12 protein-coding genes are annotated in these 22,352 nt (G+C 70.2%); 6 read left to right on the forward strand and 6 right to left on the reverse strand.

Translation table 11 applies throughout. From position 1 onward, the window contains the following. Window positions 1-61: 61 nt before the first annotated feature. Complete coding sequence (locus GA0074692_RS13305; RefSeq protein ID WP_218106653.1) at window positions 62-610, forward strand: sigma-70 family RNA polymerase sigma factor; 549 nt, start codon at window positions 62-64, stop codon at window positions 608-610. 85 nt (window positions 611-695) lie between these two features. After that, complete coding sequence (locus GA0074692_RS13310) at window positions 696-1,790, forward strand: sensor histidine kinase (protein WP_091644287.1); 1,095 nt, start codon at window positions 696-698, stop codon at window positions 1,788-1,790. Window positions 1,791-1,874: 84 nt separating this feature from the next. Here GA0074692_RS13310 and GA0074692_RS13315 read toward each other — a convergent pair whose 3' ends face one another. Next, window positions 1,875-4,106, reverse strand: coding sequence for a sensor histidine kinase (locus tag GA0074692_RS13315; protein ID WP_141725272.1), 2,232 nt, complete (start codon window positions 4,104-4,106; stop codon window positions 1,875-1,877). A gap of 124 nt (window positions 4,107-4,230) precedes the next feature. Further along, window positions 4,231-4,896, reverse strand: coding sequence for a response regulator transcription factor (locus GA0074692_RS13320; RefSeq protein ID WP_091644294.1), 666 nt, complete (start codon window positions 4,894-4,896; stop codon window positions 4,231-4,233). 138 nt (window positions 4,897-5,034) lie between these two features. Between GA0074692_RS13320 and GA0074692_RS13325 the strand changes: the two genes are divergently transcribed. Then, window positions 5,035-7,086: an Hsp70 family protein gene (locus GA0074692_RS13325; RefSeq protein WP_141725273.1), complete on the forward strand. Its 2,052-nt coding sequence runs from the start codon at window positions 5,035-5,037 to the stop codon at window positions 7,084-7,086. 113 nt (window positions 7,087-7,199) lie between these two features. Here GA0074692_RS13325 and GA0074692_RS13330 read toward each other — a convergent pair whose 3' ends face one another. After that, window positions 7,200-8,198: an acetylxylan esterase gene (locus GA0074692_RS13330; RefSeq protein WP_091653384.1), complete on the reverse strand. Its 999-nt coding sequence runs from the start codon at window positions 8,196-8,198 to the stop codon at window positions 7,200-7,202. A gap of 388 nt (window positions 8,199-8,586) precedes the next feature. On the opposite strand from GA0074692_RS13330, the gene GA0074692_RS13335 reads away from it, so the two are divergent. The 3 genes from GA0074692_RS13335 (at window position 8,587) to GA0074692_RS13345 (ending at window position 14,497) form a co-directional block, all read left to right on the forward strand. Beyond that, window positions 8,587-10,536, forward strand: coding sequence for a hypothetical protein (locus tag GA0074692_RS13335; RefSeq protein WP_091644300.1), 1,950 nt, complete (start codon window positions 8,587-8,589; stop codon window positions 10,534-10,536). 255 nt (window positions 10,537-10,791) lie between these two features. Continuing rightward, window positions 10,792-12,612, forward strand: coding sequence for a glycoside hydrolase family 3 protein (locus tag GA0074692_RS13340; RefSeq protein WP_218106654.1), 1,821 nt, complete (start codon window positions 10,792-10,794; stop codon window positions 12,610-12,612). 10 nt (window positions 12,613-12,622) lie between these two features. After that, a complete protein-coding gene (locus tag GA0074692_RS13345) occupies window positions 12,623-14,497 on the forward strand; it encodes a serine hydrolase domain-containing protein (protein ID WP_091644304.1) in 1,875 nt (624 codons plus the stop codon). Between the two features lie 98 nt (window positions 14,498-14,595). Here the strand turns inward: GA0074692_RS13345 and GA0074692_RS33940 are convergent, their stop codons facing one another. The 3 genes from GA0074692_RS33940 to GA0074692_RS13355 form a co-directional block, all read right to left on the reverse strand. Further along, complete coding sequence (locus GA0074692_RS33940) at window positions 14,596-15,894, reverse strand: hypothetical protein (RefSeq protein WP_141725274.1); 1,299 nt, start codon at window positions 15,892-15,894, stop codon at window positions 14,596-14,598. A gap of 74 nt (window positions 15,895-15,968) precedes the next feature. Then, complete coding sequence (locus GA0074692_RS33945; RefSeq protein WP_141725275.1) at window positions 15,969-16,409, reverse strand: hypothetical protein; 441 nt, start codon at window positions 16,407-16,409, stop codon at window positions 15,969-15,971. Continuing rightward, window positions 16,385-22,303, reverse strand: coding sequence for an RHS repeat-associated core domain-containing protein (locus tag GA0074692_RS13355; protein ID WP_091644310.1), 5,919 nt, complete (start codon window positions 22,301-22,303; stop codon window positions 16,385-16,387). The genes GA0074692_RS33945 and GA0074692_RS13355 overlap by 25 nt, the downstream gene beginning before the upstream one ends. Between the last annotated feature and the right edge of the window lie 49 nt (window positions 22,304-22,352).

The raw sequence follows: 22,352 nt of genomic DNA on the forward strand, positions 1-22,352 counted from the left end.
CCCGCAGGAGCAGGGGTCGCACCATGTCGAGCGACCGGCCTGCGGCGGCACTGTCATTCGCATGGGCGAACGGGCACAGAGCAAGCGACACGGCAGCGCGCTGGAGAGCGACTCCCGCCTACGTGAACTGATGGACACCCACCAGCAGCCACTGTTGAGGTACGCGCAGCGGCTGACCGACGGCGACACCGGGCGTGCCGAGGACGTGGTGCAGGAGGCGTTCCTGCGGGCGTGGCGGCACCTGGACCAGCTCACCGCCGACCGTGGGTCGGTGCTGGGCTGGCTACGCCGGGTGGTGCACAACCTGGTGATGGACGGGTACCGCATGAAGAAGGCCCGGCCGACCGAGGTGGACATCGAGAACGCCGCCGAGGTGGCCACGGCGGACCCGATGGCCGACGTGGTGGACTCTTTGCTGGTCGAGCAGGTGCTGCGTGGGCTGTGGCCGGAGCACCGGGCCGCACTGGTGGAGACGTACCTGAACGGCCGGACCGCGGCCGAGATCAGCGCGACGCTCGGAGTGCCGGTCGGCACGGTCAAGAGCCGGTTGCACTATGCGCTGCGGGCGGCTCGCAAGGCGACGGCGGGCCACCTGCTCTGCGTCGCGTGAGCCCTTGGACGCGACCGTGGCGCAAGGCCGTCGCGGTCCCCGAGCCGGGCCGGCCGGCCCGACCGGCGCCGCCTAGAGTAAGGGCATGCGCCGCTCGACGCAGCAAACCGACGGGCCGTTCCCGGTGCCGGGCCCGCCGGACGACGTGGCCCGGGTGGTCGACGCGGTGCACGGCCTGCCGGGTCGGCCACTGCCGGGAGTGCAGGCCGCAGCCCTGGCCCGGGCGTTGGGCGGGTGCCTGGAGGCCACCACGGTCACCATTGCGCTGTGGCTGCCCCCGGCGGCGGGCCACGACGCCGACGGGGCAGCCGAACACACCGTCGAGGAATACCGCTGGCCCGCCTCCGATGCCGGCGCGGCGGCACCCGTGACCGGGGCGACGCCGGTGCGGCTGTGCGACGGCGAGCAGGTCCTGGCCGACCTCGTGATCGAGCCGCCGGCGGCGGCCGAGCGGCTGCGCCGGTGGCCCGAGCTGCACGCGGTGACCCGCCTGCTGGTCAGCGACATCCAGGCCCAGCTGATCACCGACAGCGCCGAGCGGCTGATCGGACAGAGCACCCTGCTGTTGGCCGACGCCCGGCTGCGAGCCGCGGGCGAGATGGAGCACCAGCGGTACCAACTGGAGCGCGACCTGCACGACGGCGCCCAGCACCACATGGTCGCGTTGCAGATGTCGCTGGCCATGGTGGAGCACCAACTGGACGCCGGCGACGCCGCCGAGGCGGGCCGACACCTCGACCGGCTGCGGGAGCTGCTGGCCAGCACCGAGGAGGTGCTGCACACCACCGCCACCGGGCTGCTGGCGCCGTTGGCCGACCACGGTCTGGTGACCGCGTTGTCGGCCCGGCTGGACACGCTCGACACGGTCACCCTGGACATCGACCCGGAACTGACCGGTCACCGGTACCGGCCCGAGGTGGAGGCCGCCGTCTACCTGGCCTGCCTGGAGGCGGTCAGCAACGCGCACAAGCACGCCCCGGGCGCCGCGGTCACGCTGACGCTACGTACCACCTCCCGGGGCCTGAGCTTCGAGGTGGCCGACACCGGGCCGGGCTTCGACACCGAGGGGCGGATGCCGTTGCGCCAACTCGCCGCCCGTCTGGCCTCGGTCGACGGCACGCTGACGGTACGGTCGAGCCCGACCAGCGGTACCTGGGTCAGCGGGTTCGTGGCGCTCTGAGTCGTCACCGGTACCAGCCGGACCACCCGCCCGTGCGTGGCGGTCCGACGGGCGGCGGTGTGCTGCTCCTTCTCGGCCCGCCGGTCACTCGGCGCTGTCGGTGAGCAGCCGCTCGCACGTCCGTACCAGCAGCGCGCACGCACTGCGTCCGGCCGGCCCCGAGTCCGGGGCCAGGGCCTGGGTCCGCCAGAACACCAGCGCCCGGCTCGCGGCCTCGGTCACCTCCCCCGAACCGGCGTCACCGGCCAGGCCGAGCCGGGAGCGCCGGTCCGGACCGTGTGCGCCGAGCAGGCGCAGCGCCTCCTCGTGCCCGCGCGGCAGCCGGATCCGCCGGCCCTGCAACGCCTCCAACAGGTCCAGCTCGGGTACCTCGTGCGCGCCCGCGACGGTCGCCTCGACCGCCCGGGCGAACTGGTCGTCCAGCTGCCCGGCCGTCAGGCAGGCCACCAGTGCGCGCAGCGCCCACCGGGCGGCCAGCAACCCCGCCCGAGCGCGTACCCGGGTGCGCAGCGCCGCCTCGATCGCGGTACCGCCGTCCGGGGCCGTGTGCCAGCCCACGATCGCGTCGCACATCGACTCCAGCGGCTGCGGTGATTCGGCCGTCGCGGCGGTTCCGTCGGCCAGCGCGCAGATCGTCACCGGAGGGAACCCCTCCCCGTACGGCGAGCGCAGGGCGGCCAGGAACTCCGACTCCGCCGTGCTGGCCGGCCCGGACAGCGCCAGCACGACCGCGTCGGGGGGTCCGTCGGCAGTACCCGACCAGTGGCGCAGCCGGGCCGCGAGGTCGGCGTCGACGTGGTCGCGGTGGTGCAGCAGCCGCAGCCCGCGCAACGCGTCCACGGGTCCCTCGACCAGGATCCGGTCCACCCCCGTCGCGGCGTCCGGCCAGGCGGCGCCGGACCAGTCGGGCAGCCGGACCGGCCGCCAGGGTGCCACCCCGCGAGCCGGGTCCAGCGTGATCCGCGGGTACGGGTGGTACTGGTAACCGGTCGGCGGGACCATCCCGACCGGCGGCTCCCATCGGGCGGCACCGGCCGGTTCGGACAGCACCGATACCAGCTCGGGTGCCGAGGCCCCGACCACCACCACCCGGGCCTGACCGTCCTGCCGGTCGACCGCGACCCGTAACGGCGGGCTGTCCGCAGGCGCCCCCCGACTGGTCACGAGCAGGGCCAGAAGACGACGCGCGGAGACACCGGCCAACAGCTCGGGTACGGCGTCGGCCTCGCCCGGGTGCGGTCCGGCCGGCTCCGGCTCGGCGGCACGGGCAGGCCAGTCGCCGCCGAGCCGTTCCGGCAGCAGGATGTCCACCACGGTCGGCGTGTCCTGACCGGTCCGCCCCACCCGCAGCCGGCCGCCCAGCGCGGCCAGCCGCCGGGAGTCGTCCCGCAGCGCCGCGGCGACCTCCGCCGGCTCGGTGCCGGCCCGCTGTGCGCGGATCGTCAGCACGCCGTTCGACCGGCCCAGTTCCAGGCGCACCGGCTGCTCGCCGCCGCTGGCGCTCAGCGCTGCCGCCGCGGACGCGCCGGCCTGGTACAGCCCGGACTCGATCTCCCAGCCCTGGCGCCGGCCCAGCTCGCCGCCGAGGACCACCGGCACCGGCAACGTCGCGGTGACCTCCTCCAGCGCCGCGCGCACGCCGGTGCTGCGCAGCACCTGTGGGTACACCCCGCGAACAACGGACCGGAACTGCTCGATCATCTCGCCCAGCCCAGCCCGGATGTCGCTGGCGATCTCCGTGGCCTGCGGTGAGTCGGCGCGCAGTGCCCGTTTCAGGTCCGCAGTGCGGTCCAGGATCGCTTGCAACTGCCGGCCGGGCGTCGCGGTGACCACGGTGGCGAGCCGGTCGCGCTCCACCGCCTGCACCGTGAGCAGCTCCAACTGGGTCGCGCTGACCTGCTGTTCCGCCCGGTCGACCTGCGTCCGCGCGGTGGCGCACGCCGCGCGGTGGCGGGCCTGGCGCAGCAGCAGGCCGACACAGACCGCTGTCTCGCCCAGCGGCGCCGCCACGGCCAGCGGATACCGGGGATTCTCCGGGTGGGCCAGCACCAGCGCTCCGCATCGGGCCCCGCCGTCGGTCACATCCGCGGTCGCGACCACACCGGCCGTGCCCAGCAGCAGGTCCGGATCGGCTGTCGGGATCGGCAGCGCGCTCTGTGACCAGCGCCGGGACCGCCAGGTGACCTCGGGTCTCCACTGTGGTGTGCGGGTGTCGTCTGCCGGCTCCGTCGGCAACCACAGGGCGGCGTAGCGCACCGCGTGGGCCCGGGCGAGTTCGCGCAGCAGCGCACGCAGGATCGGTCGGTATTCACCCAACGGGTCCTGCGGTCCGGCCGGCGCGGGCAACGCACCCGAGGACGCCAGCCGGGCCAGAAGGGTGAACGGCCCGGCTGGGCGAGGTGGATGCGAGGTACGGCCGCCGGCGGTCCGGGGCACGGCCCTAGTCCGCCAACTCGTTCGAGCGCAGGTACGCGAGCACCGCCAGGACCCGCCGGTGGTGCGCTGCCGACTCAGCCGGCAGGTTCAGCTTGGTGAAGATGCTCGCGATCCGCTTCTCGACCGTCTTGACCGACAGGAACAACTCCGTCGCGATCCCGGTGTTCGACCGTCCTTCCGCCATGAGGCGCAGCACGGCGCGTTCCTGCTCGGTGAGATCGGCCAGCAGGCTACGTACCGGGGGACTCGGCCGGTCCACCAGGTTGGCGGCCAGCACCGGCTCGATCACGATCTCACCGGCGGCGATGCGTACCAGCGTGTCGGCGAGCACGGCCACCCCGGCCACCCGGTCCTTGAGCCGGTACCCGATCCGCTCGGTGCCGATCTCCAGCAGCCGGAACAGGTAGTGCGCCTCGGCGTGCTGGGACAGCAACAGCAGCCCGACGTCGGGGTAGTTCGCCCGGACGCGCTGGGCAGTCTCCAGTCCGCCGTCCGCGCCCGGCGGCATCCGGATGTCCATGATGGCCACGTCGACCGGGGTACGGGCCAGCAACTCCAGCAGCCGGTCGCCGTCCTCCACGCAACCGACCACCTCGTGCCCGGCAGCGGACAGCAGCAGTTGCAGCCCCTCCCGGAACAATGCGCCGTCGTCAGCCACCGCAACGTGCATGGCTGGCCTCCCGACCTCAACGCCGACGATCTTGTGATGCCCGAGAACGACAGCGTATCGTCATGATTGCTGTTTCAACTATGACCTTCATGCATCGTAGCGGCGGCGCTCGGCGAGGGGATTCTCAACATGTACGGGGTGGGTATCGACCTGGGTACCAGCTTCGCCGCCGCAGCCACCGCCGCTGCCGGCACCCTGAACATGGTGCCGCTGGCCGGGCAGGCGATCGTGACCCCGTCGGTGGCCTACCTGGACGAGAATGGCGCGCTGCTGACCGGCGAGGCGGCCGATCGTCTCGGTCTGCGGGACCCCGGCCGGGCGGCCCGCGAGTTCAAGCGCCGCCTCGGTGATCCCACTCCGGTGATCCTGGACGGGGTGCCGCACTCCCCCACCGCCCTGATGGCCGCCCTGCTCCGTTCCGTGGTGGACACCGTCAGCCAGGCCCAGGGCGGTCCGCCCGACCGGATCGTGCTGACCCACCCGGCGGTGTGGGGCCCGTACCGGCGCGAGCAGTTCGCCGCCATCCCGCACCTGGCCGGCCTGCCCCACCCGCAGACGGAGTCCGAGTCGGACGGCCCGACCGTCATCACCACCACGGAGCCGGTGGCCGCGGCCACGTACTACTGCTCCACCCAGCCACTGCCCCCGGACGGCCTGCTGGCGGTCTACGACCTGGGCGGAGGCACATTCGACAGCGCGGTGGTACGCAACGGCCGGGACGGGCTGGAGATCGTCGGCACCCCCGAGGGCATCGAATGGCTCGGCGGCGCCGACTTCGACCAGGCGATCCTGGACCACGTCGACCGCCAGCTGGGCGGTGCGATCACCGCGCTGGACCCGACCGATCCCGGTACCACCTCGATCCTGGCCAACCTACAGCGCGACTGCATGCTCGCGAAGGAGGCGCTGTCCACCCACGAGAAGGCGGACATCACGGTGCCGCTGCCCGGCTCGGTCCGGCACGTGACCGTGACTCGGGAAGCGTTCGAGCAGATGATCACGCCGCCGGTGGAAACCACCATCGAGACGTTCCGGCGGACCCTGACCGCCGCCGGCGTCACCCTGCAGGACCTCACCGCCGTGCTTCTGGTCGGCGGCTCGTCCCAGATTCCCCTGGTCACCCAGATGCTGCGGGACACCCTGCGGCGACCGATCATGATCAACACCCATCCGAAGCACGCGGTCGCGCTGGGCGCCGCGATGCTCAGCACCGGCCCCCGCACGACGCGCGGCATTCCGGCGTCCCGATGGCCCGCACCCGGCGCCCCGGCCACCACGGCAACCCGGACGGACGCTCCACCCACGGCCGCCGGGGATGACAGCGACGCGTCCGCGTCCGTGGACACGCCGGCGCCCACGGCGGAGCGCAGCGCGAAGCACCGGGCGCAGCCCCCGGCCGAGCCGGTACGCCCGGTCAGCGGCCCCGCCGGGCACACTGCCCCGGCGGCCGAGCCACCCTCGGCTCGGCGGCGGTGGTCACGACTCGCGATCACGCGTGTCGCCGTCGCGCTGGTCGCGGTCTTCAGCCTGGTGGGCGCGGTGATCGTGTTCGGGACCGACACCCCGAGCGACCCGCCACGATCACCCAGCGCGACGTCCAGGACCACCGCCCCGAACAGCTCGCCGCAGGCACCGAGCCCGACCCCGAGGATCACCGCCCCGAGCAGCCCAGCACAGCCGTCCAGCCCGCCCGCCAGGACCACCACCACCCCGAGCAAGCGGCCCGACCAGACGGCGCTCACACTCACCGACGTCCAGGTGAGCAAACCGTCGAAGTTGTCCAAGGTTCGCCCGGCGAAACTGGGTGCCAAGCACTTCGTCGACCGGGGATTCACCATCTCCAGCCTTCCCGACCCGCTCACCGGAGGAGTGCTGATCCCCGGTGCCAGCAACGACAAGCAACTGACCTCCCCGGCCGACTACCTGGTCTTCGATGTCGCGCGCGCCGCCACCGTGTACGTCGCCATCGACGCACGCGGAGCACCGGAAATGGACAACTGGTGGCCGGCGTGGCTGAACCAGCAGGGCTTCAAACGCACTGCCATGACCATCAGGAGCACCGACCGGGACCAGCCCGGCCTCGTCGTGTTCGCCAAGGACGTGCCGGCCGGGCGCGTGACGCTCGGACCGAACGCAGCGAAGAGCAGTCTTTCCACCAGCTACGTCACGCTGGTGACCGCCCGTGGGTGATGCTTCCTAGTCGGGCGCTTCGTCCGTCACCGCAGCCTTCTCCGGGTCTGCCCGGCGGCTGACACACAGGCGCCGGGCAGACCTAACTCACCTCCGGGGTAGTCCGAGGACCATCACACCTCGCCGTCCCCGTCTCCTTCAGCGGCCAGCACCTCCGCGAAGAACCGCAACCGGATCTCGTCCTGCACCGACTCGCCGCCCTCATGTCCGTTGAACGGATACACCTCCATCCGGCGCGGGCCGGCATAGAGGTGGTAGGCGCCGAACACCGTCGACGCCGGGCAACTGGCGTCCATCAACGCCACGCTGAACAGTGCCGGGCAGCGCCCCCGAGTGGCGAAGTTGACCCCGTCGACATAGCTCAACGTGTCGAAAACCCGCTCCACGTGGCCCCGGTGGACCTTCAGGTAGTTGACGATCTCCCGGTAGGGGCCGGCGGTGGCCAGTTCGGCACCGCGCCGGAAGTCACAGAGGAACGGCACGTCGGGCGCGACCGCGCGCAGCCGGGGGTCGAGAGCCGCGACCGCCAGCGACAGCCCGCCACCCTGGCTGATCCCGGTGGCCACCACCTGGTCCGGGTCGACCAGCGGATGCGCCCGGGCCGCCTGCACGGCGCGCACCGCGTCGGTGACCAACCGCCGGTAGTACAGGGTCCGGGGGTCGAGCACGCCCCGGGTGACGAAGCCGGGATGCTGCGGGTTGCCGCCGGCCGGCTCGTGGTCGGGGGTGGCTCCGGCGCTCCACCCGCTGCCCTGGCCGCGTACGTCCATGAACAGGTGGGCATAGCCCGAGGCGGCGTAGAGCAGGTTCTCATGCGGCAGGCCCCGGCCGCCGCCGTAACCGGGAAACTCCACCACGCACGGCAGCGGTTCCGCCGCACCGGCCGGGACGGCGAGCCACGCCTTGACCCGGTCGCCGCCGAAGCCACTGAACGTCACATCGTGGACAGTGATCACCCGCAACGCCGAGTCGACCGGCTCGAAGGTGGCGTCCAGCTCGTGCCCGGCCGCCTCGGCCAGGGTGTCGGTCCAGAACTCGTCGAAGTCGGCGGGCTCGCGGCGCACCGGCCGGTATGCGGCGAGTTCGGTCAACGGCAGGTCGGTCAGCGGCATCGCGTACCCCATCTCATCTGTCACGTCGGCCGACCCGAACCAGCCATAGTCACGCTGAGTATCGACTGATGTCCCGGATGGGACAGACGAGTTACGGCCGGATGTCATCCTTGGCTGCGACGAGCAGCCGGGTCAAGGGCCCGAGCGCCTGACCCGGAGACCGAGAAGTACGCCGATAATCCGTATTAGCTTCTTGACTCGACCGATCACCCGGGACCAAACTCAGCACTCGGATCGACCAGTCACCTGCCACACCCTCCGTCACTGATGATCTCGGGTGGCCGCGCCCCGACGCCGCCTCGCCGCGACCGCCGGTCGGTCCCCCGTGCCTCGTCCGAGTCGCCGATTCCGCTCCGCCCCGCCTGCCCGTTCCGACAGGAGGACCATCATGGCCAACGACCCGACCCCGACCGTGTTCAGACGCCGAGCGTTGCTGGCCGCCGCAGCGGGCGGAGCGGCGCTGCTCGCCGTGCCGTTCCGGGCGGTCGCCGGCACGCCGGAGACCACCGGGATGTCGGCGACCACCGCGTCGGGCCTGCCGCTGCTGGCTCCACTGCCGCCCGGCGCACCGGACCGGACCCTGTTCGCCCCGCTGGAACAGCGGTTCGCCGGCTACCTGGCGATCCTTCCGGCGATGACCAACGACATCGACGACGCGGCCAACCGCGGGTTCATGGGCGGCGGTTGGTGGCGCTCCCCGAACGCGCCGTACAACGCCCGGGTGCAGGAGCACGTCTACACGTTGAGCTGGTTCCACGCCAACCAGCGGCCGTGGAATCCGTACGCCGGGGACGCCGCACTGGCCGGGCGGCTCGACGCGGCGCTCGGGCACTACCTCGGACTCCAGCACGACGACGGGTCCTGGCCGGAGTACAACCGCGACGAGCATGCGCTGGCGGCCACCGGCTTCGGTCTCGGTTACCTCGCCAAGACCCTGGCCAACCTGCGGCAGTCGGCCGCGCTGCCACAGCGGCGCGCGGAAATCGAACGGGCCCTGCACGCCGGGATCGGCTGGCTGCTCGATCCGGCCAACAACATCTGGCGTACCCCGGTCCAGTGGACCAACCAGGTCGCCGGCGGCCTGGCTGGCGCAGCCCTGGCACTGCGGATCCACCCGGATGCCGCGCTGTCCACCCGGCTCACCGAGCGGATCGGCTTCCTGGCCGAGCACGGGCAGAGCCCGGCCGGCTTCTTCTACGACCCGACCGGCATGGACATCAACTACAACTTCGAGGTGATGCTGCCGGAGCTGGCGGAGATCTACCTGCTCACCGGCAACCGGGACGTGCTGGGAATGGCCCGCCGGTTCACCGAGTGGTTCGGCTACAACCTGCTCCGCGAGCCGGACGGCTCGGGCTGGCTCACCTACTACGCCATGTCCGCCCGGACCAGCGTCGCCTACTACGACAACGTGATCCCCGACCCGGACCGCACGAACCTCGGCTCGGTCTTCGTTCCCGACCTGCCCGAACTCGGCGCGTTCTTCACTTCCAGAGAGGACCGGGCCGCTGCCCGCGCCAGCTGGGCCGCCGAGCCGGGTCCCGCCACTGGACTGGCCAAGCAGGACACCTCGCCCCGGATCATCGCGCACGCGCCGTACGGGGAGATGCTGCCGAGCGACGCCGAGAAGAAGCGGGCCATCGCGGCGCTGCCCTACCTGCGGCGGCCGGAGTTCGCCGAGGTCCGCCGGGACACCGCGTTCAACCAGGACTACCTCTACGTCAAGCGGCCGGGGCTCTATTTCGGAGCGTTCTTCGGCACCCGGCCGACCAGCACGGTCCGCGGCGGACCGGGTTTCCTCTGGCACCCGGCGGCCGGCACCATCGTGCACGCCCAGCAGAGCGACACCGGCTGCTGGTCGACGCTGCTGCCCAACGGCAACCCGGACGGCCGGAGCAACCTGGTCGCCGAATACCAGATCGGTGACCGGGAGTGGAACGGGAAGTTCCTCTCCCCCGGCGACGCGCCCGTACGGGTGCGCTACCGTCTGCCGGACTCGCGGATCACCACCGAGCTGACCGTCACCCGGGACAGCGTGATCCGCTCGGTACAGGTCACCTCGACGGGGACCGAACAGATCCCGCTGGTGCTGCAACCGGAGGACGTCGTGACGTTCGCCGACGGCACTCCGGTCGCCTACGGCGCCAACGCGGCGGCCAGCACCAACGGCCTGACCATCCGTCGCGGCGGCACCGTCATCAGGATCAGCTGGGACAGCGTACGGCCGGCCACCGTGACCGGCACGTCCCGGACCTATCTGCGCGACGCCCGGCGACGGGTGCACACGCTGCGGGTGCCCCATGACGGCCGGATCGAGGTACGCATCGCCCTGTCCTGACCGTGCGGTCTGTGTCGACCAGACGGACCGGTTGTCGACCGGTCCGTCTGGTCAACCCGGGGCAGACCAAATCCTCCGAAAAACCGGGGGAACCTCACGCCCGCGTCCTGTCACCAGCCTGTCGAGCGGGTGGCCACTCTTTTCACGAGATAGCCGCGGCACCGGCACCGGACGCGACCTGCAGCTGACCTTCCTTGACGACATATAGATATATAGCTAAGTTTCAGCCATCCGGACTGAAAGGCCGTCGTCTATATGAAGGCTCGACTCGTCACCGCGACCGTCCTGATGGCCACGCTGGCGATCACCGTCACGCCGCTCCCCGTCCAGGCCTCCGCCGCGCCGGTGTACCCGCCCGCCGCCGAGCACGGCTGGGTCACCTCGACGTTGCGGCATATGAGCCTGGAGCAGAAGGTCGGCCAACTTTTCTCCACCTACGTCTACGGCGGTGACGCCGCCGAACCCACGGCCGCCGACCGCGCCGCCAACCGGGCCGCGTTCGGCGTCGAAACGCCGGCCGAGGTCATCGATCGGTTCCACCTCGGCGGCGTCATCTACTTCTCCTGGTCTCACAACCTGGACAGCCCCCGCCAGATCGCAACGCTCTCCAACGGGCTCCAGCGGGCCGCCCTCGGCGACGGCGCCAAGGGCCGCGTGCCGCTGCTCATCTCCACCGACCAGGAACAGGGCGTGGTGCTGCGGATGCCGGCCCCCGCGGCGCAGTTCCCCGGGGCGATGGCACTCGGCGCTGGGCGGTCGCCTCAAGCGGCGTACACGGCGGCGGAGATCACCGGGCGGGAGCTACGGGCAGTCGGCATCCACCAGCCGTACGCACCGATTGCCGATGTCAACATCAACCCGGACAACCCGGTGATCGGTGTACGGTCCTTCGGCGCCGACCCTGCCCTGGTGGCTGAGCTGACCGCCGCGCAGGTCGCCGGGTTCGAGGACGGCGCCGGCGTGACATCGGTGGCAAAGCACTTCCCCGGCCACGGCGACACGGCGGACGACAGCCACACCGGCCTGCCGGTGATCGACCACAGCCGGGCGGAGTGGGAGCGGATCGATGCGCCTCCGTTCCGGAGGGCGGTCGCCGCGGGCGTTGATTCGATCATGACCGCCCACATCGTGGTGCCCGCGCTCGATCCGTCCGGTGCCCCCGCGACGTTGTCGCCGGCGATTCTCACCGGTGTGCTGCGCGGTGAACTCGGTTTCCGGGGAGTCATCGTCACCGACGCGCTGAACATGGCCGCCGTGCGACAGAAGTACGGCGATGACCGGGTGCCGGTGTTGGCGCTCAAGGCCGGTGCCGACCAGCTCCTGATGCCGCCGGACCTCCGGCTGGCGCGGGACGCGGTGCTACGGGCAGTCGCCACCGGCGAGCTCACCGAGCAGCGCATCGACGAGTCGGCCCGGCGTATCCTCGCCATGAAGTACCGGCAAGGGCTGGCCGGGTCGCCAATGGCCGACGTCGACGAGGCGGTACGGACGGTCGGGGCGCCCCCGCACATCGCCACCGTCGCCCAGGTGACCGACCCGACCCTCACCGCGGTCCGCAACGACGCCGGGCTGCTGCCGCTGACCCACGCGAACCGGTCGGTGCTGGTCACTGGTTGGAACAGTGCCGCCTTTGCGCCGATCGCGGCGGTCGCCGGCGGGTTCACCGCCCGCGGCGCCCGAGCCACTGCCCAGCCCGCGACCCTACCGTCCGACGCAGTGATCGCCGCAACGGCCGCCAAGGCAGCGGATCATGATCTCACCGTTGTGCTGGTGAACAAGGCGTGGGACGACGTCGTCACGGACCCACGTGGCACCCAGCGGCGCCTCGTCGCGGCGCTGGTCGACACCGGAAAACCGGTGGTGGCGGTGGCGGTCCGGGACCCGTACGACATCGCGTACCTGCCGGGTGTGACCACCTACCTGACGACCTACTCGTACACCGTGGCAGCGATGGACGCCCTCGTCCGCGCGCTGCACGGCGAACTGTCCCCGAGCGGGCGGCTGCCCGTCACGATCCCCACAGCCGAGGGCGCGGGAACCGTGCTCTACCCGTACGGCCACGGCCTGACCTGGTAGGAGGCGACGCATGCGGCGTAGGAATTTCTCCACCGATGTGGTCGGCGCGGGAACGCTCGGCACTGGTGCGGGGAGGAGAGCCACCGCGTCCTCCCGCCCGCTGCTCCGCAAGGTCGCGCTCGGCGTGACCCTGGCTCTTTTGGGTGCGGCGATGCCAGCCACCGGGGCGCCCGTCACCGCCGCGCCGCCCTCGGCCGAGTCCGGCCCGCCGGCCGTCACCCCTGCCGACATCCAGTTCCGTGACGACACGCTGCGGCCCGGCACCGCCCGCGAGGTGGGCCTGCTTCCCGAGGAGGTGGATCGCCTCCCCGCCGACCTGGCGGCATATCTGCAGCCGACCCCGGACCACCCCGGTCATCCCACGTACGCGGGTGCCGTGGTCCTGGCGACCAAGGACGGTGTGATCGTGCAGCACGCCGCCGCGGGAACGGCGGTACGGTACGCCGCCGTCGGACCGGCACCCGGGCTGGTCGGCGTGGAGCTTCCCGCCGACAAGCAAATCCCGATGCGGCCCGACACCATCTTCGACATGGCGTCGGTGTCGAAGCTGTTCACCGCGATCGTCACCATGCAGCTGGCCGAGCGGGGACGGGTGGAGCTGGACACGCCGGTCGCCCACTACGTTCCGGAGTTCGCGGCCGGCGGCAAGGAGACCGTCACCGTACGCATGCTGCTCACCCACACCTCGGGGCTGCCCGCATTCACGGCGCTGTGGAGCAAGTACCCGACGCCGGCCGAGCGGATCGCCGCCACGCTCGCCACGCCGCTCACGGCACCGCCCGACACCCGGTACATCTACTCCGACCTCGGGCTGATCACACTCGGCGTACTGCTGGAACGGGTGACCGGCCGACCGTTGGCCGAACTGGTCCGTGACGGCGTCACCGGGCCGCTCGGCATGACCGACACCGGCTACAACCCGGGGCCGCAGCTGCGGTCGCGGATCGCCGCGACCGAATATCAGCCGTACGCCGGGCGCGGCATGGTCTGGGGCGAGGTGCACGACGAGAACGCCTGGTCGCTCGGTGGCGTGGCCGGGCATGCCGGTATCTTCTCCACCGCGGCGGACCTCGCTGTCCTCTGCCAGGCACTACTCAATGGCGGTACGTACCGTGGGCAACGGATTCTGCGGGACGACACGGTACGGGCAATGCTGGTCAACTACAACGCACGGCTGGAGTCGGCCGATCCGGAAAGCCGCCGCGGACTCGGCTTCGAGCTCAACAAGCACTGGTACATGATGGGGCTCTCCTCCCCCGTGACGTTCGGGCACACCGGCTTCACCGGCACGTCCATCGTCATCGACCCGCTCTCCCACTCGTTCGTCATCCTGCTCAGCAACCGGGTGCACCCCGACCGCGGCTGGGGCAGCAACAACATCGCCCGACGCGCGGTCGCGCGCGACCTCGCCGAGGCGATGCCGGTGCACCCCCGGTCACGCGAGGCCTGGCGGGCCGACCCGCGAGACCGCGCGACGAGCACGCTCACCGCACCGCTGAGCCGGGCGGCGCAAGGCGGAACGGCGCGTTTCCTACTGTGGTACGACACTGAGCCCCGCTACGACAGCGCCCGCTTCGAGGTCTCCACGGACGGAGGGCACACCTGGGCTCCGGGGCGGATGTTGCTACACCAAGGGGACCGACGGTGGACCAGCGACGGCACGGTCACCGGCTACGGCGGCCGGGTCTGGTGGCAGGTCACGGTCGAGCTGCCCGACCAGGCGACCCACCTGCGCTGGAGCAGCACCACCGATGGCTCCGGTCAGGGCCGCGGAGTTTACGTCGACCAGATCATCGCGACGGACCGGAACGGAGTGCTCTTCCACGGCGAGGGTGGCGACGGCTCCCGACTCATCGCAGACGGATGGTCACCCGCCCGCGACTGACGTAGCGGAGGTCTCCGGCCCGGTACCAATCCCTTCCGACGAGGTGATGGGGTGGATTGCGCCCCCTCTCCGCGCTCGTGGCGCACATGAACATCGAGCTAAGCCTGGGCGCAGGATGTCGCGGTGCCGGCGTGTCGCAAGGTCACTGATACAGAGTGTGTGGACAACGACTCCTGAATGAGGCTGCGGGCATGGCTGATCTCGTCCGATGGCAGCGCGGCCAAGACGTTCTCCAGCGGATTCACGCGGCGGGCGTGGTCGAACCTCTGGACGTCATGTTCCGACATTCCTGTGATGCCTTGAGAGTTGTCGACCGCGAGCGTGGGCGTGCCAGCACGGTCCGACGATTGCGCACGTTGCGGTCGGTACAGCATTTTGCGAGCTATCCCGTAGTGAGCTGCGGACAGCTTCCGACGTTCTTCGTAAATGTCGTGCGCCGCGACCAGGACGGACACGGTCAGGTCGTCGAATGGTCGGGTCTTGGCCGTGCTCCGCTGAATGACCTCGCCGAGTGTCGGCGCGTCGGCCGCCTGCTCCAAGCGCTTTCCTTCAGCGGACATCATCGACCTGGACCGATCGCGAACCCATTGCCCGTGTCTTAATTGCGGCATACCGAATATGGCGTCCCGCGCCAGCGACTCCACTTCATGTGGGCCGCTTGGAGCCTCCGCCCTGGATTGCCACGGCACACCGAACTGTCGGATCTGGTTCATAAAAACGTCGATGGAGAATTCTCCTCGTGGATCTTGCCCGCGGGCAAAGTTCACCATCCGCTGACGAAAGCTCCGTAGGAACGCGTGACTAGCGAGCAGACGCGACAGTGACTCTTCCGACAGCGCTGACACCACGCCAGAAACGATCGGGTCCAGCGATCTGTTGGCAGCGGAGCCGAGCGCCGCGCCGACTTTGAATAGTTCCCACAGCATCACTTCGCTGGCAGTGCCGGTCCACGTACGCACCCGTGGGCCGTCGAATATGCCCTCGGACCGGCTGTGCAGGTCACCATCGAGACGGATCTCGACCGTAGGAACATTCCAAGTAATGATCGACGCGAACGACTGCCACGGTGGGTGCCCAGAAGCAGATTGGACGGCGAGTCGGGCGTAATAGTGGCGGAAAGAAAGGTCGCCAACCGTCGTACTGTCGAGCACAGCGTCGGCGCGACTGTGGACTAGTGCGAGTCGCACCAGGGCGCTGCCCCAGAAGCCGAGATTGACGAGTAGTCGTCGACATGTCAGCGCGGGCACGTGGTCCGGGCGGGCTGGCAGCGCAGCGAGAAGATGGCTCATGTCGGCGGCGAGCCGCTCGAACGCGGCAAGGCTGTTGAGCGCTTCGGTTATGCGCGCCGGTAGATGATCGAGAGTCCAGCGGGAGATTTGTTCGGAGTAGGTATCCATGCCGGGCCGCCCATCGAGAGAAGCGAGTGGGACGCGAAGGTCGGCGCATCAGGTGAGCACCGGTGATGTGATCATCACCACTGACTGAGTAGACAGTCAACCCTTCGATTGACCCGTCTGGTTCGCCGTCTGCCGCCGATCGCCTCCCGGCCTGGCCGCCGCTCGGGCGCGACGGTCCGTTTCGGGGCAAGGGTGAGGAACCCCTCATCGGGCCGCGCGTGTCGAGCGTGGTGCATGCGCCTCCGTCGCCACCACCAGCGCAGCGGCCAGAACAACCCCTTCACGGACTTCGGCAGCAGGAAGGGTCCGGTAGCGGTTACGGCGACGAGCCGCCAGACGTGCGCAGGGGCCAGGTCGACCAGCAGGTCGGTGAGTTCCGGCGCAGCCTGGCAGACCTCACAGAGTGCCTGGACATCTGGCACCCTCACATTCGCCAGCCCGACCTCGATCCGCCAGTCCTTCTGCTTGCACCAGGTCAGCCGAACCTGACTCAGCAAACCCAGGCGTTCGAGCAATTCTCGACCTGGCCGACTATCGGGACGACCAGGTCCGGGTTCGGCTTGGGATATCCGAGGTCGTGGGTGACCTCGTCGTAGGCCCATCTGGCCGTTCCGCCGATGTTCCACGTCAGGTCGTCGCCGAGGGTTGTCGCGGTGTTCCAGGAGAAGCGCGCGACCCGCGCGCTGAGCCGGAACCACCCTGGCTCCAACTGGTTCTCCGGCCGGTTGGCCCACTCGTCCTGGTTCTTCCACCCGGAGATCACGGCGGGGATCACGGCCAGCGGCGGGACCTTCTTGGCGACCCGTGGGGCGGCCTGTATCGCGACCCAGCGGAGCAGTTCGCCACCGTACTCCAGGGACTTACGGAACAGCGCCTCGCCGAAGCCGTCCTTGATCTCGTCGGACTGGTCCTTCTTGTCGCAGTTGTTGCCGGAGTTGGAATCCTTGCACTCAAGGCCGGTGGGATCGACGTGGTTGATCGGATCGTTGGCGGCGTAGGCGTAGCGGTTGAGCCCGACCGTGTCCTCACCGTCGGTGATGGGGTCCGGCGAGACGAACCGGCCAAGTTCCGGATCGTAGTAGCGGGCCTTGAGGTACACCAGGCCGGCCGCGTCGTGACGCTGCCCGGTGAACCCGCGTGGCTCGTACGACAAAGTGCCGGTCGTCGAGAGAACCTCACCGTAGGGGCCGTACCTCTTGCGGTGCACCTCCACCCCGGCGGCGTTGGTCTGAGCCTGCACCGAGCCCTGGTGGTCGGTGTGCACCCAGTACCGGGTCGTGCCGTCCGCCCTGGCCACGAGCGTGTCCGCGACCGAGATGTACTTGGTGGCCAGGCCCGCGGTGACGTCCACCTCGTAGTCGTCGCCGAGGTAGTGCCGAACGGCCGAGCCCTGCGCCTGGAACAGCCGGGTGCCGTCGGCGTCGTAGCCGAACGTCGTCGTGCTGCCCGAGCGGGTGACCGAGGCGAGACGGTTGTCGCCGTCCCAGACCAGGGTGCGCCCGGCACCGGAGACCATCAGACCGGCCGCGTCGTAGGTGTAGGTGTTCGGGCCGGCCGAGGTCACCGCGTGTGGTCGCGAGCTACCGTAGCCGTAGGTGCCGAGGCGGGAGTTGGCGGCGATGTTGCCCGTCGCGTCGTAGCTCAGGGTCTGGTGGTTAGCCGGCGTCGAGGCGCTGGTCGCCACGGTCAGCTGGCCCACCTCGTCGTACTCGAAGGTCCAGCCCTCGTCCGGGAACGGACTGTCGATTTGCTTGATCTTGCCCTTGGCGTCCCTGGTGAAGGTGGAGTCCTGGATGGTCGTCGAGCCCGCGGTCGTGGTGATCCGGTCCAGCCAGCCGCGCCGCGTGTCGTGCGACCTTGTGGTCACCGTGCCGTTGGCGTTCTCGAGCCGGATCAGCTTGCCCTCGGCGTTGTAACGGGCCGCGTCGACGTAGCCGGGGATGGCCAGCAACCGGCCGGCACCGTCGTACCGCAACGGGTCCGCCGCGGTGCCCTGGGTGTCGCCGTCGGGGTAGGTGGTCCACAGCGCGCGGTTGCCGGCGTCGAACCCGTACCGGAAGGTGTAACTCGCGCCGTTGACCGTCCTGACCGTCTTGACCACGCGGCCGAGGGCGTCGTGGTCGAGCGTCTTGGCGCCGGCGCCGTCGGTGGTCGTGGTGACCTTGCCGATGTTGTGGTAGCCGGCACGAACCTGGTCGTAGGTCCACGTCACGGTGACCGCCGAGGGCGTGCCGGCCCTGGTGGTCTTGCCGGTCTTGCGCCCGAGGGGGTCGTGGGTGAACGTGGTGCGCTGGCCGCGTGCGTCGGTCTGCGCCACCAACCGCCCGGCGTCGTCCCATTCGTAGCCGGTGGTACCCGAGTTCGGATCGACCAACCGCGTCCTGCGGCCGAGCGAGTCCAGGTCGTAGGTGATGACGCTGCCGCCGGGATCGGTCGACCGGACCAGCTCGTCGCGCAGGTCATGGACGTAGGTCGCGGTCCGGGTCACCCCGCCGACGATCTGCTCGCGAGCGACACGCTTGTGGTACGCGTTCATGCGATCGGTCGTCGCGTGGCCGCGCTCGTCGGTCTCGGTCACTGACCACACGCCGTAGCGCTTGGTGCGGGTGGCGCCACCGGGCAGGGTTTCCCGGACAAGTCGGTCGAGGGCGTCGTAGTCGCTGGTGGTCGGGTAGGTGGTCGGCTGGGGCTGGCCGGAGACCCAGTAGTACGCGGCGGTCTTGGCGGCGACCTGGCCGCGTGCGTTGAAGCTGGTGTCTACGTAGATGTCGCCGGTGGCGGCATCCGGTCCCCGGTCGGCCTTGCGCCAGGTGCGCTGCAGGCCGTCGATGTACCGGCGCGTCCACTGCAAGCCGCTCGTCCCGGTCGCGGCTGGACGTTCGATGCGTTCGTGCTGGGTCGCGGGGTTACCGACGTCGACCCAGGTGTGCCGCTCGAACCGGCCGCCGGGCTCGGTCTTCTCAGTCAGTCGACAGAACGTGTCATAGGCGAGGGTGGTGGCCTGGCCGTTGAGGTCGGTGACCCTGGTCGGCCGCCCGCACACGGTGTCCCAACCCGCGGTGACCTGCTGGGACAGCGCGTTCGTCTCCGAGGTCTGATACAGGTGGAAGGTCGGGTCGTATCCGAGGGTGGTCCGGCCGCCCAACGCGTCGATCTCGGCGGTCAGGTTGCCGCTGTCGTCGTACTCCATGCCCGTCTCGACATAGGAGTCGTCGGTGGAGAGCCAGCGCGCCGACCTGGTCTCCAGCCCGGCCGAGGGCGCCTGGTTCCACGTGGCGGCGCCGTCGTAGTGGTGGCGGGTCTCGCGGAGCTTCGTACCCTGGCTGCCGACGCCCTGGACCAGGGTCACGACGGCCGGCTTGTTCACGATGTAGGCATCCGGGTTGGGCATGAACGTGGTGATGGTGGTGCGCTCGTCCCCGGCCACGGCGTAGTCGCCGTGCTCGACCTGCTGGGTGAGCTCACCGTAGGCGTTGTACTGGCGGGTGGTGTACGTGCGCTTGCAGTCCTCGCCGGGGCATGCGTTGCCGGTGCCGTTGTAGGTGTTGACCCAGGTACCGGTCGGCAGGGCCGTGCGCGGCTGCGTGGCACCGTTGGTGGTGTACTCGTGGAGCGTCACCTCCAGCAGGGCGCCGCCGCCGGCGCGCCGCTCGATGCGTTCCGGGTGGTCCAGCGCGCCGAGGTCCTGCCGGTACCACGTCTCGGTGTAGGGGCACGCCGACTCGCCCGCGACGCAGGGCTTGCTCTCCCGTTGCTGGCGGAATCCCTGGAACCGGCGCTCCGGCCAGTGGTACGAACCGCCCGAGTAGGTGAACTTCGTGACCGCCGAGCCGCCTCTGCCGTCCCCGACGGTCACCGCGGAGGCGGTCGGCACGACCGGTGGGTTGTTGGTGTTCGGCCAGGACGAGGACGGGGTGTAGTCCACCGCCATGGTGCCGCCCCACTCGTTGGTAAGCGAGGTCAGCACGTCGGGCACCGGACTGTCCACGTCCCAGACGCGCCGCGCGGTGGCCAGGCCGGGGAAGGGCGGGTACAGCTCCAGCACCTCGAACAACCCGTCACCGTCGACGTCGGCGTCGAGGAACTCGCTGGTGCACGCGCCCTCCTTGTCGCAGCTGTAGCCGGCCAGCCCGGTGTCGGTCGCGCCGAGGACGAAGCCGGCACCGGTGGACAGCCAGATGCGCCGCTGCCCGCCCGTGCCGAGACAGCACGGGTAGATCTCGACCAGGTCGGTCCGGTCGTCACCGTTGACGTCGACCGGCACGTGCCTGGCCGCGCCGCTGGCCGGCATCGACGTGTCGGTGGCCACCTGCGTGAACCCGTACCCGGTGGAGAGCCACGTCTTGCGGGTGTAGCTGGTGAAGGACGGCTGGAGCTCCAGCATGTCGGTTTTGCCGTCGCCGTTGACGTCCAGCATCACGAAACGACTGCCGGTGCCGTCGGCCTTCGGCGCGCTCCAGGAGATGGTGTCGCTCGTGCCGGCGACGAAGCCCGTCCCGTTGGACATCCACAGGCGTCGGCCGCCGGCACCGAACAGCCCCGGGTACAACTCGAGCAGGTCCGACCGGCCGTCGCCGTTGACGTCGACCGGGTAGAACTGGCGGTTTACGTCGAACCCGATCCCCGAGTCGTTGGCGGCCAGGGTAAACGCGCTGCCCTCGGACAACCAGGTGGCGCGGCAGTAGTGCACCGGCCACAGGCCGCAGGCGTACAGCTCGAGGAGGTCGGTGCGGCCGTCGCCGTTGACGTCCATGGCCAGGAAACGGGAGTCGTCACGGCTGCTGGCGGTCTTGGAGGAGGCGGTGTTCGTCAGCGCGAACCCGGTGCCGTTGGACAGCCACAGCCGTCGTCCCCACCCGATCCCGCTCGGGTACAGCTCGATGAGGTCGGACTTCCCATCGCCGTTGACATCACCGTCCAGGAACCGGCTGTCGGCGTGGTAGGGCAGGTCGGTGTGGACCGAGGTCCGGGAGAATGCGGAGCCGTCCGAGATCCAGGTGCGCCGCTCGTAGGTGAGCCAGTTCGGCATCAGCTCAAGCAGATCCGTGCGCCCGTCGCCGTTGATGTCCATGGTCAGGTGCCTGGCATCGGTGTGGTTGCCCATCTCGGTGTCCTGGTTTCCGGCGACGAACGACGGCGTCCCGGTCTGGTACGCGATCCTCGTCGCCGGCAGCGCGGTGCCGCTGGCGACGGATCCCGAACCGTCCACCACGGCGTCCCTGCCGAACTGCTGCACGCCGGCCAGCAGTGACCGGCCGGTCGCGGCGCTGGTGGTGTACGTCAGCTTGTAGGCCCGCAATCGGCTGCCGCCCACCGTCAAGTCGATGGTCTTCAGGCGCCCGTGGACGGTGGTGAACGCGCCGTTGCCGATAGCGTTCCGCTCCCTGTCCGGTCGGGTCTCGTAGTGGAACCTGACGGTAGTGCCGTTGTAGGCCACCGAGTCCAGGGCCTCCCAGCAGCATTCGAACAGGTCACTGCGCCAGGTGTAGGTGACGGTGTTGCCCAAGGTGTCGACGACCTGGCTCAGGCCCCAACGGACGACCAGGCCGGTTCCCGCCTGCAGGACGGGGGCGTAGACCCGCCTCGTGCCGTCCTTGGCCACCACGGTCCACCGGCTGTCCGCCCCGGTGCCGGTCAGCGTGACCTTGAGGTAGCTCTCGTTCCTGGTGGTGTGCGTGCCACCGGCCAGGCAACCGGGGCTACCTGTGCCCGCCGGGCACGCGATGATCTCCTCGCCGTCGACCACGTGCAGATCCGAGGTGTCGTACCGGGGAGCTCCGCGGCCCGGCGCCACCCGCTCGATGACGTTCACGCCCGCCAGGTCCCAGCCCACGCCGGCCCAGCCGTTGCCGGCCGAAGACTTGTACCGCAGCGCGAGCTGCGGTGTGATCGTCCGGAACTCCGGGACCTCGATGCGGATCACGTCGGTGAAGGCGCCGCCACCCTCAACCTGCCAGGACCGCTCCGGGACCTCCGGCTCACGGGTCTTGGTGAGCTCGGCGAGTGGCGTTCGCTTCTCGGCCGACTCGCCCTTGTCGTCCGAAGGCGCCGACGGCGGCGGCAACGCCACGGCGGTGCCCGGAAGCCCGACCACGAAGGCCACCAGCAACAACCCGGTGCGGAGTACGTGGCTGATCCGAATCGACACAGACGCTCCAGAAACGCGTAGTCCCGGCCTGACCGCAATCACTGAGCGTGGCGGCTCGGACGCAACCCTACGGCTCCTACCCGGCGAAAGTAAAGTTATGTAGTTAGATGCTTCACGCGGCTGCCTGTCGTGCGTCAGAACTCTGGCACAGGGGTTATGTCGGCCCTGACCAGAAGAGCTGACCATGAGTCGTCCGCCGCAGTTTCCGGTGGAATACAAGCTGCGCATCGCACTCGGCGTGATGCCCGGGGAAATGGTCATTTCGGAGGCCGCACGCCGTAACAAGGAGCGCTACAGTAGCGCCGCAGGA

The organism is Micromonospora pallida (assembly GCF_900090325.1).
Classification (GTDB): Bacteria; Actinomycetota; Actinomycetes; order Mycobacteriales; family Micromonosporaceae; genus Micromonospora; species Micromonospora pallida.

Bases quoted from the DNA above. Each gene is read 5' to 3' on its own strand.
- GA0074692_RS13305 (WP_218106653.1), top strand. From the start codon at position 62: ATGGGCGAACGGGCACAGAGCAAGCGACACGGCAGCGCGCTGGAGAGC.
- GA0074692_RS13310 (WP_091644287.1), top strand. From the start codon at position 696: ATGCGCCGCTCGACGCAGCAAACCGACGGGCCGTTCCCGGTGCCGGGC.
- GA0074692_RS13320 (WP_091644294.1), bottom strand. From the start codon at position 4,896: ATGCACGTTGCGGTGGCTGACGACGGCGCATTGTTCCGGGAGGGGCTG.
- GA0074692_RS13330 (WP_091653384.1), bottom strand. From the start codon at position 8,198: ATGCCGCTGACCGACCTGCCGTTGACCGAACTCGCCGCATACCGGCCG.
- GA0074692_RS13335 (WP_091644300.1), top strand. From the start codon at position 8,587: ATGGCCAACGACCCGACCCCGACCGTGTTCAGACGCCGAGCGTTGCTG.
- GA0074692_RS13340 (WP_218106654.1), top strand. From the start codon at position 10,792: ATGAAGGCTCGACTCGTCACCGCGACCGTCCTGATGGCCACGCTGGCG.
- GA0074692_RS13345 (WP_091644304.1), top strand. From the start codon at position 12,623: ATGCGGCGTAGGAATTTCTCCACCGATGTGGTCGGCGCGGGAACGCTC.
- GA0074692_RS33940 (WP_141725274.1), bottom strand. From the start codon at position 15,894: ATGGATACCTACTCCGAACAAATCTCCCGCTGGACTCTCGATCATCTA.
- GA0074692_RS13355 (WP_091644310.1), bottom strand. From the start codon at position 22,303: ATGACCATTTCCCCGGGCATCACGCCGAGTGCGATGCGCAGCTTGTAT.